General features: G+C 65.5%; 10 protein-coding genes. 8 read left to right on the forward strand and 2 right to left on the reverse strand.

Translation table 11 applies throughout. The annotated features are described in order from the left end of the window. Together BFE01S_RS17655 and BFE01S_RS17660 are read right to left on the reverse strand one after the other, a co-directional pair. Positions 1–1266, reverse strand: a complete 1266-nt coding sequence (locus BFE01S_RS17655; RefSeq protein ID WP_028226656.1) for an acyl-CoA dehydrogenase family protein — start codon at positions 1264–1266, stop codon at positions 1–3. Continuing rightward, positions 1263–1508, reverse strand: a complete 246-nt coding sequence (locus BFE01S_RS17660; protein WP_028226657.1) for an acyl carrier protein — start codon at positions 1506–1508, stop codon at positions 1263–1265. The genes BFE01S_RS17655 and BFE01S_RS17660 overlap by 4 nt, the downstream gene beginning before the upstream one ends. Positions 1509–1833: 325 nt before the next feature. Between BFE01S_RS17660 and BFE01S_RS17665 the strand changes: the two genes are divergently transcribed. The 8 genes from BFE01S_RS17665 (at position 1834) to BFE01S_RS17705 (ending at position 13097) form a co-directional block, all read left to right on the forward strand. Further along, positions 1834–2940 (forward strand): sugar transferase, encoded by a 1107-nt coding sequence (locus tag BFE01S_RS17665; RefSeq protein WP_042337868.1) that lies wholly within the window; start codon positions 1834–1836, stop codon positions 2938–2940. A gap of 257 nt (positions 2941–3197) precedes the next feature. Then, positions 3198–4427 (forward strand): polysaccharide biosynthesis/export family protein, encoded by a 1230-nt coding sequence (locus BFE01S_RS39100; protein WP_042337869.1) that lies wholly within the window; start codon positions 3198–3200, stop codon positions 4425–4427. A 55-nt stretch (positions 4428–4482) separates the two neighbouring features. Further along, complete coding sequence (locus tag BFE01S_RS39105; protein WP_052420917.1) at positions 4483–6723, forward strand: GNVR domain-containing protein; 2241 nt, start codon at positions 4483–4485, stop codon at positions 6721–6723. Between the two features lie 329 nt (positions 6724–7052). Continuing rightward, positions 7053–8156: a glycosyltransferase family 4 protein gene (locus BFE01S_RS17680; RefSeq protein WP_028226659.1), complete on the forward strand. Its 1104-nt coding sequence runs from the start codon at positions 7053–7055 to the stop codon at positions 8154–8156. Continuing rightward, positions 8144–9364 (forward strand): glycosyltransferase family 4 protein, encoded by a 1221-nt coding sequence (locus tag BFE01S_RS17685; protein WP_028226660.1) that lies wholly within the window; start codon positions 8144–8146, stop codon positions 9362–9364. Before BFE01S_RS17680 ends, BFE01S_RS17685 begins: the two co-directional genes overlap by 13 nt. Positions 9365–9458: 94 nt before the next feature. Then, entirely contained in the window at positions 9459–10862 is a 1404-nt protein-coding gene (locus tag BFE01S_RS17690; RefSeq protein WP_028226661.1) for a hypothetical protein, read from the forward strand. 195 nt (positions 10863–11057) lie between these two features. Next, positions 11058–11954 carry a glycosyltransferase family 2 protein gene (locus BFE01S_RS17700; protein ID WP_028226663.1) on the forward strand — a complete coding sequence of 299 codons (897 nt, stop codon included), beginning with the start codon at positions 11058–11060 and terminating at the stop codon, positions 11952–11954. A 51-nt stretch (positions 11955–12005) separates the two neighbouring features. Continuing rightward, the gene (locus BFE01S_RS17705) at positions 12006–13097 is read left to right on the forward strand and encodes a glycosyltransferase family 4 protein (protein WP_028226664.1); all 1092 of its coding nucleotides are present in this window, start codon (positions 12006–12008) and stop codon (positions 13095–13097) included. Positions 13098–13167 lie beyond the last annotated feature (70 nt).

A 13167-nucleotide genomic window follows, 5' to 3' on the forward strand; every position in this document is an offset into this window, starting at 1 on the left:
TCAGGCTCTCCCCGGGCTGGCCGGTCGCTGGGCGAGCAACAGGCTCGCGGTGTTCTGCGCGATGCGATCGTTGTTGATCATGAGCGGCGCCGAGTACAGGTCGCGCAGATGGCGGGCCACGCTGTATTCGGTGCCGTACTTGTAGCCGGCCATGCCGCAGATCATCAGTACTTCCTGCACGACGGCGAGCGCCGTGGTGGAGATGCCCATCTTCAGCGTGTTCATGTCCGAGGCGTGGTGCAGCTGCGCCGAGAGCGGCGCGTTCGCGTCGTCGCCGGCCGCGCGCGCGCGCTGCGCGGCTTGCGCTGCGTCGAGTGCGACGGCGAGGCGCGCCTGCATCATCTGCAGGAGGCTCATGGCTTCGGCGAGACGCATGCCCGCCGGCGGCAGGACGCCCGGCTTCGCACGCGCCTGGGCGCGCACGAAGGCTTTCGCGCGCTCCACGGCGTCGGCGGCAACCCCGGTCCATACCGCGGCCCACAGCGTGTGCGAGACGGGCAGCATGGTCTGGTCGGCGATCTCGGCGAAGGGCGTGGGCAGGATCTGTTCGGCGCCGCCTTGCGCGAGCAGCCGAAAGCCCTCGCTGCAGGTGCCGCGCATGCCCATCGAGTCCCACGCGCCGCGCTTTTCGAGCGTGAGGTCGTCCAGCAGCGTGACGATCAGCACCTGGTCGGAGGCGGGCGATTCGGCCGTGCGCCGCGCGGTGACGAGAATGCCCTCGGCGTGCGCGCCGTACGAAATCGTGGGCGCCATCTTTTCGATGCTGAAGCGGCCATCGACCACGTCGACCGCGCAGGCGCTCGTGCGCACGCTGCCGCCGATGTTTTCTTCCGACGTAGCCGAAGCGAGCAGCCATTGTTTCTCGACGAGCTGCACCAGCACGTGCTGGTGCCACGGCGTCGCGGCGCCGTACTCCATGATGCAGGCCACCTGGATCTGGTGCATGGCGTAGATCATGGCCGTGGAGGCGCAGCCGTGCGCGAGCGCCTCGCAGATCGCCGCGACCTGCGCGAGCGAGAGGCCGGCGCCGCCGAAGCGAGAGGGAACCATGACGGAGAGGAGCCGTTCGTTCTTGAGCGCGGCGAAGGCCTCCACCGGAAAGCGTGCTTCGCGGTCGACCTGATCGGCGTGCTGTGCGGCCACCTGCGCGATGCGCTGGGCGGCAGCGAGCCACGCCGGCGACGACGAGGCGTTTGCTGCGGCCTCTTCGGTTTGCGCGGGGACCGGTTCGGGCGCCATGACGGCGCTGGCAAGCGGCGCGTTCATGTCGTGGCCTGCTGGAGTTCGCCGACGGCCTGGGCGAGCGAGTCGATGCTCGTGAAGAGGCGGCGCGTGAGCATGCGGTCGGGAATTTCGATGCCGAACTCGTCCTCGATCGCCAGCATCAGATGGACGGTCGCGAGCGAAGACAAACCGGCATCGTAGAGATTGGTGTCGTCGGCGAGGGTGTCGACCGGCACGGCCAGTCGAGCCGATTCGGACAGAATGCGACGCAATGTCGTTTTCATGCGGTGGTCCCCCAAGGGTAGTGGCTGTTTCTGCGGTTCATGCACGGTCCGGTGCGGGTCGATCAGCGGCTGACTGGCGACGCGACTTTTGATCGTATTAGACGGCCTTTCGTAAGGCACGTAAGTGCGCCAACGCACGAATTCGCAGGATTGCGGCAAGTCACGCGCCGCGCAAGGAAGAAGGATCGGCCAGCCGTACGCGCAGATCCAGAGAGGATCGTGCGAAGTTGGTGGGATTGCGCACGGTTTCCCGTTTTCTCACTCCGTAATGTGTCGCCATGGCTTAACGAGCTATCGAGAACACGACACGCTTTGGGGTAGGGACATGTCTGAACTAACGCAACGTACGCCTGTGCTGACGCCGCGTACGTTTGAATTGACGCAACGCACGGTCGATGTCGCGCTGATCGTGCTGGGCGCCATTTGCGCCGTGCACCTGAACCTGAATTTCACGCAGATGGGTGCCGCGCATCGCCCGGACCCCACGCTGGTCGCGTTCTGCGCGGCGCTGGCCCTATCGGTGTTTCCCGCGTGCGGAACCTACGGTTCGCGCGGCAACCGCTCGCTCTTCAGCGTAGCGGGCCGCACGGCGCTCGCGTGGCTCGCGGTGCAACTGTGCGGTCTCGTGCTGCTTTACGCGATTCATCACGATCATCTGCTGTCGTTGCCGTGGTTCATCTGGTGGACGCTCACCACGGGCATTTCGCTGCTGGCTTCGCACACGCTGTTCTTTTCGGAATTCAGCGTGCTGCGCCTCACGCGCGCCTGGTGGCACAGCGAGGCGCTCGAAGCCGAGCCGGACGGCGCGGTTCGCAGCGCCGTTATCGGGCATGCCGTGAAGCGCGCGTTCGACATTGTGGCCGCCATTAGCGCGATCGTGCTGTTTTCGCCGCTCCTCTTCGCGCTCGCGCTCGTGGTGCGCCGCGACGGCGGTCCGGTGCTGTATGGGCATACGCGGGTGGGGCGCCACGGGAAGAAGTTTCGTTGTCTGAAGTTTCGCTCGATGGTGGTGAATTCGGAGCAGGTGCTCAAGGATCTGCTCGCGCGCGATCCCGAGGCGCGCGCCGAATGGGAGCGCGAATTCAAGCTCAAGAACGACGTGCGCGTGACGCCGATCGGCCACTTTCTGCGTCGATCGAGCCTCGACGAGCTGCCGCAGCTCTGGAACGTGCTGCGCGGCGAGATGAGCTTCGTGGGTCCGCGCCCGATCATCGATCAGGAACTGGAGCGCTACGGCGAGGACAGCAAGTACTACCTGATGGCGACGCCCGGGATCACCGGCCTCTGGCAGGTGAGCGGGCGCAACGATGTGGATTACGCAACGCGTGTGTCGCTCGACGTTTCGTACGTGATGAACTGGACCTTCTGGAAAGACATGGGGATTCTGTTCAAGACGTTCTCCGTGGTGATACGCGGTAGCGGTGCGTACTGATTGATGCATGTGCAGCGAAAGGCAGAAGCGGGAAGACAGGGGCGGGAAGACAGGGGTGGAGACAGGGGTGGGAAGCGGAGTCGGGCCAGTCAGCGTGGCCCGGCTCAGGCGTTTGATGATTTCGACTCTGTATCCGGGCCACACGTATGGCCCGGAACGTGTTTTAACGGGATGGGGGTAGTGCAATGGGACTGAACGCGAGGGAATCGACCGGAGCTGCACCCGCGTGGAGTGGGCAGGGCAGTGGGCAGAATGGCGTGCGTCATGCTGGCGCCGCGGGCGTGCCGCGCCGCGGGTCCGCGTGGGCCGCCTGCACCGCTTGTGCGGTGTGGCTCGCCGCGGCGGCGCTGGGCGGTTGTGCGCTGGCGCCGGGCATGTCGTTCGACAGTTCGAAGAACGGCGGCGCGGGTGCTAATGCGCAGGCCGCCGATACGGCGAGCGCCGCGTCCGGCGCCGGAGTGCCGGATAGTCTGGTGGCCAAGGGCGTGGCGGGTGCGCCCCAGGGTTCGCTCATCGAGATCACGACCGAACTGGTGGCGCTGCAGGCCGCGCAGCGGCCCACGGGCGTTCCCGCTGATGTGAAGAATCTCTTTGCCACGCCCACGCCCTACCAGATCGGGCCGGGCGACGTGCTCAGCATCGTGGTGTGGGATCACCCCGAGCTCAACCTGCCGATGTCGGGCGCGGGAACTGCCGATAGCCCCTCGGGGGCCAGTTCGGTCGCATCGGGCTACACCGTGGATACCAACGGCTTCATTCAGTATGCCTATATCGGGCCGCTGAAGGTGGCGGGCCTCTCGGAAATGGGCGTGCGCGACGCGCTTGCGGACAAGCTCGCCAAATACGTGCGCCAGCCCCAGGTGACCGTGCGCATCGAAACCTACCGCAGCAAGCGCGTGTATCTGGATGGCGAGGTCAAGACGCCGGGCGTCGAAGTGCTCAACGACCGGCCCATGACGCTGCCCGAGGCGATCAACCGCGCGGGCGGCTTCACGGCGAACTCCGACCGTTCGCGCGTGGCCGTGACGCGCGGCGATAGCACGGTCATGGTGGATATCCCGGATCTGATTCGCAAGGGCGTGAACCCCGACCGCATCATGCTGCGTGACGGCGACCTCGTGCGCGTCTTTGCGCAGACGGACAGCAAGGTTTTCGTGGTCGGCGAAGTGGAAAAGCCCGGCGGCGTGGAGTTCAACAACGGGCACATGACGCTGAACCAGGCGCTGGGCAACGCGGGCGGGATCAGCCAGGCGTCGGCGGATGCTTCGCAGGTCTACGTCGTGCGAGGGCGCGATACCGGCAAGCCGGTCGTGTTTCATCTCGACGCGAGCAATGCGTCCGCCATGGCGACGGCCGACTCGTTCGAGCTCAAGCCCAACGATGTCGTGTTCGTCGATACGTCTTCGCTCGTGAAGTGGAGCCGTGTCATCAGCCTGATTTTACCGACGACCCAGGCCGCGGCGGCGAGCCGCGCGGTCGGTTACTGATGCGTGGGTGAGCGCGCGCCACACCTGGCGGCGCGTCCCCGAACGAGAGGACGAGATGAGACAGCGCGACTATTTGCTTGACGGGCCCATCGAGACGGTCATGCCCATGGCGCCCGATGGCGGGCACATGGGCAACCTGCTCGATACGCTCTACGCGGGCCGCAAGACGATTCTGATCGTCACCGCGATCTTCACGCTCGTGGGCTTCACCTACGCCCTGCTGGCGCCCCCGGTCTACGAATCGGACATGCTCATCCAGGTGGAGGAGAGCCCGAACCCCGCGAAAACGGCGCTGGCCGATCTTTCCGCGCAGTTCGCGATCAAGACGGAAGCCTCGGCGGAGATGGAGGTGCTGCGCTCGCGGCTCGTGGTTTCGTCGGCTGTCAATGCGACGCGGCTCTATATCCAGGCGACGCCGCGCTATTTTCCGGTGCTGGGCCGCTGGGCCGCGCGGCATCTGCATCTGGCCAACTGGTCGGGTCTCGGCGGCTACGCGTGGGGCGACGAAGCGATCGACGTGGCGCAGTTCGACGTGCCGGAGCGCCTGCACGGCAAGCCGTTCGTCCTGACCTATCAGGGTGACGGGGCCTATCTGATCGAGTACAACGGCGCGACGCTGCAGGGCCACGTGGGCGAAAAGCTGCATGCGCCGGTGGTGGGGGGCGCCATCGACCTCCTCGTGAGCAGCATCGACGGGCAGGCGGGCACGCGCTTCGATCTGGCGCGGGACTCCGAACTGAGCGCCATCGAATACCTGCAGTCCGCGCTGATGATCTCGGAAAAGGGCAAGGAGTCGGACGTGATCGGCGTGGCGCTCGACGGCTCCGATCCGGTTCTGACGAGTACCATCCTCAATGCGATTGGTGAGGAATACGTACGGCAGAACGCGCAGCGCACGCAGGAAGAGGCCGAGAAGTCGATTGCGTTTCTCGATCAGCAACTGCCGCTGCTCAAGGCCCAGCTCGAAAAGGCGGAGAACGAGTACAACAAGTTCCGCTCGGAGCATGGCGCGATCAACCTCAGCGCCGAAGCGGCGTCGCTGTTGCAGAGCTCGGCGCTGGCCCAGCAGCGTATTTCCGATCTGCGCCAGCAGCGTGCGCAGTTGATGGCGCGCTTCACGTCGGACAATCCCGCCGTGGTCGCGATCGACGGGCAACTGAGCGAAGCGGAGAAGTCGCTCGGCGACCTGGCCGGACAAACCCGTGCGCTGCCGCCTGTGGAGCAGGGGCTCGTGCGCCTCGAACGCGAGGTCACGGTCGATACCAACATCTACACGAATCTGCTGAATAATCGCGAGCAACTGCGTCTGCTCAAGGCGGGCCGCGTGTCGAACGTACGCATGATCGACGCGGCGGTGCCATCGGAGAGCCCGGTTCGCCCGAAGCGCGGCGTGCTCGTGATCGCCGCGCTCTTCACGGGCTTGTTCGCAGGCGCCGGGGTCGTGCTGCTGCGCCACCGGCTCAATCGCGGCGTGTCGCTCGTGGACGAGATCGAAGCCGGCACGGGGCTTGCCGTGTTCGCGGCCGTGCCGCGCAGCCGCACGCAACAGGTGCTCACGCGCCGCGCGCCGCGCAACGCTCTGGGAGCGAACACGGTGCTCGCGCATACGGCGGTGTTCGACGCGGCCGTGGAAAGTCTGCGCAGTTTTCGCAGCGCGCTCGAATATGCGCTGCAGAACGCGGACAATCGTGTCGTTCTGCTGGCGGGGCCCACGCCGATGGTGGGCAAGTCGTTCGTCTCGGTCAACCTGGCCGCGGTGTTTGGCGCGACCGGCAAGCGCGTGCTGCTGATCGACGCGGATTTGCGGCGCGGCTCGCTGAACCGGCATGTGGGCGTGCCGAGCGCGCCGGGCGTCACGGACATCTTCGAGTACCGCCAGGAATACGATCAACTGGTGTATCGCGAGGTGATGCCGGGCGTGGACTTCGTGCCGACGGGCGGCTATGTGACCAATGCGAGCGAGCTCTTGCGCGAGGCGAGTTTCAAGGAGTTCGTGGATTGGGCCAACGAGACCTATGACCTCGTGCTGATCGACGCGCCGCCGATTCTGCCTGTGGCGGATGCCGGCATCGTCGGCAAGCTGGCGGGCACGGTGTTCGTGATCGCGCGCCAGGGCGCCACGAGCGTGGCCGAGCTGCGCGAGTCCGTGCGCCGCTTCGAGCAGGTCGGGGTGCCGATTCGCGGCGTGATCTTCAACGACATGGCATCGCGTCCCGGCCGCTATGGCAACGAATACGCCGCGTATGGCTATTCGAGCTACGGCTTCGCACAGGACGGCAAACCTGTGGATCACTGAACGACGCGCAACGCGCGGGCTCTTTCGTATCGCGTGTGCGTTCCGATGCGCGGTCCTGGTTCGATACCGGGACCGCGTTTTTTCTTGCCCGATTCCGGCTGACTTTCAGCCGGTTTTTCGCATGGTTTTTCATCGGGTCTCTTGCCTGGTGCGGTGCCGCACGCAAACTCGCGCGGCATGAGCGACGCCGAACATTCGTCAAGAGGCGGGTGGGCCACACTCTGGCTCATGTGATCTGCATGGCTTGTCCTTCCCAATCCAGTCGTGTGTTGCGGTGACTTCGCGCACGAATGACGACCTGGCCACGTGTGTTGCCCCGGAATCTGCTGATGAAACCCGTGTACGCCCCCAACCTGCTGATCAATGGCCGCTTTCTCGGGCGCCGCGCAACGGGTGTGGATCGCTTCGCATTCGAAACGATCCGGGCGATCGATCATATGATCGACGAGCGCGATCCGCTTGCCGCGCGGCTCAGGACCGAGATCGTCGTGCCGCAGGCGCTGGCCGACATACCGAATCCGTTCCGCAATCTGTCCTTGCGTGCGTGCGGCAAAGGCAGCGGCGTGCGCTGGGAGCAGATCGCGCTGCCGCAGGCCGCCCGCGGCCGGCTGCTGCTCAATCTCTGCAACTCCGGTCCGCTGCTGTATCGCCGCCAGGTGACGGTCCTGCACGACGCAGCGCCCGCGCGCGTGCCCGACAGCTACAGCCGTTCCTTTGTGGCCTGGTATCGGTTGATGGCGCCGCGCATCGGGCGCGTGTCGGAGCGCGTGATCACCGTTTCGGAGTTCTCGCGGCGCGAACTGAGCGAGGCGTACCGCATTCCTGTCGAGAAGATCGGCGTGGTATCGGAAAGCGGCGAGCACATGTTGCGTGTGCAACAGGACGAAGAGGCTGTCGCGTCTCGTTTGAGCGAGCGCCCGTTCGTGCTCGCAGTGGGGAGCCGGAACCGCCACAAGAACTTCCGGCTCGTAGCCGATGCGGCGCGCCTGATCCAGAACGCCCGGTTCGACATCGTGGTGGTGGGCGGCGGCGATGCGCGCGTGTACGGCACGGGCCAGGACGCGTTGCCCGATTTCGTGAAGCACCTCGGCTATGTGAGCGACGGCGAACTCGCGGCGCTTTACCGGCGCGCGGCGTGCTTCGTCTATCCGTCGCGTTACGAGGGCTTCGGCCTGCCGCCCGTGGAAGCGCTCGCGCTCGGCTGTCCCGTCATCGCGTCGCGCTTGCCGGCGGTCCAGGAGGCGTGCGGCGACGCCGTGCTCTACACCTCGCCGGACGATCCCGCGGAGCTGGCGCGCCTGCTCGAACGGGTGACGGGCAACGCCGCGCTGCGCGCGAAATTGCGCAAGCGCGGCCGCGCGCGGACCGCGGAACTGACGTGGCGGGCCACCGCCGTCAAGCTGATCGAGGAGATTTCGCCGTGGCTAATGTAACGCTCGCCCCGCCCCTCGCTAACGACACGCGCCGCTTTGGCCGCGTGGCGCTCGTGCATGACTGGCTCGCGGCGTATGCGGGTTCGGAGAAGGTGGTGGAGCAGATTCTGCAGCTCTTTCCGCAGGCCGATCTCTACAGCGTCGTGGACTTTTTTCCCGAAGCGCAGCGAGGCGGCGCGCTGGGCGGCAAGCACGCCCAGACTTCGTTCATCCAGCATCTGCCGCGGGCGCGAAAATCGTTTCGCAGCTACCTGCCGCTGATGCCGCTCGCCATCGAGCAGTTCGACCTTTCCACCTACGATCTGGTGATCTCGTCGAGCCATGCCGTGGCCAAGGGCGTGCTGACCGGGCCGCACCAGGTGCACGTGAGCTACGTGCATTCGCCGATCCGCTACGCCTGGGACCTGCAGCATCAATACCTGGCCGAGGCCGGCATGCAGCACGGCGTGAAGAGCTGGATCGTGCGCCTGCTGCTCCATTACATGCGCATCTGGGACCAGCGCACCGCGCACGGCGTGGACGCCTTCATCGCCAATTCGGCCTTTGTGGGCCGGCGCATTCGCAAGGCCTACGGCAGCGACGCCACGGTGGTCTATCCGCCGGTGGACGTCGAACGCTTCGAACTCGGCGCACAACATGAGGACTTCTATCTGATCGCCTCGCGCATGGTGCCGTACAAGCGCATTCCGCTTATTGTCGAGGCTTTTGCGAAGATGCCTTCGCGGCGCCTCGTGGTGATCGGCGACGGGCCGGATTTCGCGCGCGCCAAGGCAATGGCGACACCCAATGTGACGCTCCTCGGCTACCAGCCCGACGCGGTGCTGGTGGACTACATGCAGCGGGCGCGGGCGTTCGTCTTCGCGGCGGAGGAAGACTTCGGCATTTCGGTGGTGGAAGCGCAGGCGTGCGGTACGCCCGTAATCGCATTCGGGCGCGGCGGCGTGCGGGAGATCGTCATCGACTCTCCGGATTCCGAGCGCGGGACGGGGCTCTTTTTCGGCGAGCAGGAAGTGGCTTCGATCGTCGATGCAGTGGAGCGCTTCGAGCAGCATCCGGGTTTCCGTGCGGAAGTCTGCCGCCGCAACGCGCTGCGCTTTACGGCGGAGCGGTTCAAGCGCGAGTTCCTCGGTGTGGTGGAGCGTGCGATGGAAACGAGCCGGGTGAGCACCGACGCGCCGCCGGCGATCCGGCGCTGGCGTTCGGCCTGAAGTTGGAGCGCAGGATGGGACGGCGGGGCGACCCCGCGAAACGACAACGCTGTTGCCGCACGAACGTGCGGCGAACGGATGGGGGCTGAGGCAAGTGGGACTGACGGTATTCGGCATCGCAGTGTTCGTCACCGGGCTGGCGGCGCTCTACGCGTCGTACCGGGGGGCGATTTACGGCATGGCGGCGTACTCGCTGTTCGGCTGCGCGGTCGCGCTGTCGCTCGGGAGCATCGGCGTCATGCCGGCGCAGCTCTTTCTGATCTTCTTCGTCATCCGGGCGTTCAACCTGGGCGGCGGCAAGCCCATTGCCGACGCGTTCTCGCTGGACAAGCCCGGCTTCTGGCTGCTCTGCACCTGTGTGTGGGGCGTCATGGGGGCGATTCTGTGGCCGCGGCTGTTGCGCGGTTCGACCCTCGTGTTCCCGGTGGACCGGTCGCTCGTCGGTTCGCTGCTGCTGCAACCGCTCGGCCCGGTTTCCGGCAACCTGACGCAAGCGGTCTATTGTGTGGGCGACGTCGTGGTGTATTGCTGCACCTTCGCCTTTCTGCGTTACCGCGGCGCGTACCGGACGCTCGCGGGCGCCATCTTCCTGCTGACCTTTCTCGACGTGGTCGCGGGTGTGGTCGATGTGGGCGCGCATATGGTCGGTATCGATGCGCTTTCGGCCGTGAAGACCGCGCAGTACGCCGATCTGACCGGCGAAGAGATGAACGGCATGGTGCGCATTAGCGGCACCTTTAGCGAGACCTCGGCGTTTTCGAGCTTTACGCTGCCGCTCTTTGTCTTTTGCCTGAATCTCTGGATGCTCGGGTTTCGGCCGAAAATCTCCGGCGCGCTGGCGATTGCCTCGGGGATGATGCTGCTGCTCTCCACGTCGGGGTCGGCCTATGTGGGGCTGGGCGGGTATCTGGTCGTGCTGCTGTTCAGCCGGCCGGGTCTGATCGCGCGCGCCGCCGCGGTGCGCAAGCAGCGGCTGTGGGTCATCTCTTTCTGTGCGGGCCTGCTGGGCGTGCTCTACGTCGTGCTGTTCCTGCCGGCCGTGGCGGACGCCGTCACTCAGTTCGTAGACCTGACGATACTGGGCAAGGCCGCCAGTTCGTCCGGCATCGAGCGCATGAGCTGGAACCACCAGGGCGTGACCAACTTCTTCGACACCTACGGGATCGGCGTGGGGCTGGGCAGCATCCGCGCGTCGAGCTTCCTCGTCGTGGTGCTCTCGAACCTGGGGGCCGTCGGGGTGATCTGCTACGGGATGTTCCTCGGCAAGTCGCTGCTCTCGCCGGTTCCCGCCCACTATCCGTTCGCCGAGCGGGCCGTGTGCTATGCGGCGCGGCACGGCATGATCGCGGCGTTGATCGTGGCTTCGTCCTCGGCAGGGGTGTTCGAAATGGGCTCGTGTTTCTACATGTTCGCGGCCGCGGCGGGCGCATTGTCGCAACGTGCAGCGCGGCGTGTGTCCGTGCGCAGCGGATGGGCTGCCCAGGCCGTGCGCGAATGACGGTGCTTGCGTGCGGTAAGCAGCAGTGGTGCTCCGGTGCTATCGATACCATGCTTTGGTATGAGCCACGCGAGGTGAGTGACGGATTCGAGCACCAGTGCGCGAAGGACCACGTGAACGGCCACATGAACGGCCACTCGAACAAGCGCGCAAAAAAGCAAACGAACAAGCACACGAACAAGCACGCCCGGAAAAATGAGCCAGCCATTACCTGACCAGAAGCCGAAGATCTGCCTGATCTTCGCCACACGGGGTCGCGCCGAACTGCTGAAGCATGTTGTCGCCTTTGCCGACACGCAGACGGTCAAGCCGGACCTGATCATCGTGTCCTGCGTATCGGACGAGGACGTCGCCAACCTGGAGCGGCGGCCCGGCATGCTGGTGGTGAAGGGGCGGCCCGGTCTCACCGTGCAGCGCAATCACGCGCTGAATCATGTACCCGACGACATCGACGTCGTGATCTTCCTCGACGACGATTTCCTCATGCACCGCGAGTGGATCGCGCAGATTCTCAAGACCCTGGAGAGCGACCCCTCCATTGCGTGCATTACGGGCACGGTGATCGCCGACGGGATTCACGGGCCCGGCTTTTCCTTCGAGGAAGCGCAGACTCTCCTGGCGAGGGCGGGTGACATTCCTGGGCGCCTGACCGCGGTTTCGACCGGCGGCCCCTATGGCTGCAACATGGCGTTCCGGGCCCGCAGCATTGCCGGGCTGCGTTTCGACGAACGTCTCGTGCTCTACGGCTGGCAGGAAGACCGCGATTTCGGCGGCCAGATATGGAACCGCGGTGGCCGGGTGGTGCGCGTCAATACCGCGCTGGGCGTGCATCTCGGCACCAAGGGAGGCAGGGTGTCGGGCCGCCGGCTCGGTTATTCGCAGGTCATCAATCCGCTTTATCTGGTGAGCAAGAAAACCATGCCTTTGCGCGATGCGCTCGATCACGTCCTGCGCAATGTCGCCAGCAACACGGTGCGCAGTCTCGCGCCGGAACCGTGGGTGGACCGCCGGGGACGTTTGAGCGGCAATCTGATCGGCGTCTGGGACTTCGTGCGCGGCAGGCTCACGCCTGAACGGGCCGCGAGTCTGTGAAGACGGGCGAGCGGCATGCGGGCTAACCATGGGCCGGGGAGGCTTTGCGGCATGGACAAGACCATCGCGTTCAACGGCAAATTCTTCGGGGCGGCGCCAACCGGTGTCCACCGGGTGGCCGAGCAACTCATCGGCGCAACGGATGCCTTGATTGCCGAGCAGGCCGGCAAGTGCGCGGACTATGCGCTCGTGATCCGGGATCGGGTGGAGGTGCCGCCCTACCGCCATATTCTGTGCGTACGCGAGAATCCGCTGGCTCACCGCATGCATCGAATCGCGTGGGAGCAGTGCTATCTACCGCTCGCCCGCAGGAAGGACTTCATTCTCAATCTCTGCAATCTCGGGCCGTTGTTTCATCGCGATTCGGCCACGATGATCCACGACGCACAGGTGTATTCCGCGCCCGACTCGTATTCGCGGCCGTTCCGGCTGTGGTACAAACTTCTTTTCTTTTTTATCGGCAAGCGTCACAAAATCATCTTCACCGTTTCGGAGTTCTCGAAGACGGAACTCGTACGCTATGGCGTTGCGCCCGCGCAGAAAATCGTGGTCGTGCACAACGGCTGCGACCACGTGCTGGGCATACGGCCCGACGAGGGGAAGCTCGCCGCGCTGGGGCTTGACGCGAAGCGCTACGTGCTCGCGCTTGCCAATACGCAGAAGCACAAGAACATCGCCGTACTGCTCCAGGCTTTTGCCCGTCCCGAACTGGCGAACGTCACGCTGGTGCTGTTCGGCGGCGCGACGTCCGCCGATTTCGAGCATCTCGGGCACACGGTGCCTTCCAATGTGCGATTCGCGGGACGTATCAGCGACGCGGAACTCGTGGGCCTGATGAGCCATGCCGGCGCGCTGGCGTTCCCCTCGCTCACGGAAGGGTTCGGTTTGCCGCCGCTGGAGGCGATGGCACTGGGTTGCCCGGTTGTGGCGGCACCCTTTGGCGCGCTTCCCGAGGTGTGCGGCCATGCTGCGCTGTATGCCGACCCGTTTAGCCCCGAGGCGTGGTGTTCGCAGATCCGCACGGTACTCGACGACGAAGCCGTGCGTCAGCCGCTCGTCTCCGCAGGGCGCCGGCAGGCGGGCCTCTTCACCTGGAAGCGGGCGGCGCAACGCCTGTTCGATGCCTTGAAAGCCGTGGCCTGATTGCGACGGCGTGGCCGGACGGCTGCATTCGCGAGACCGCCATTCGCCTGGAATTGTTGGGCAGCCCACC

Source organism: Paraburkholderia ferrariae NBRC 106233 (assembly GCF_000685035.1).
Classification (GTDB): Bacteria; Pseudomonadota; Gammaproteobacteria; order Burkholderiales; family Burkholderiaceae; genus Paraburkholderia; species Paraburkholderia ferrariae.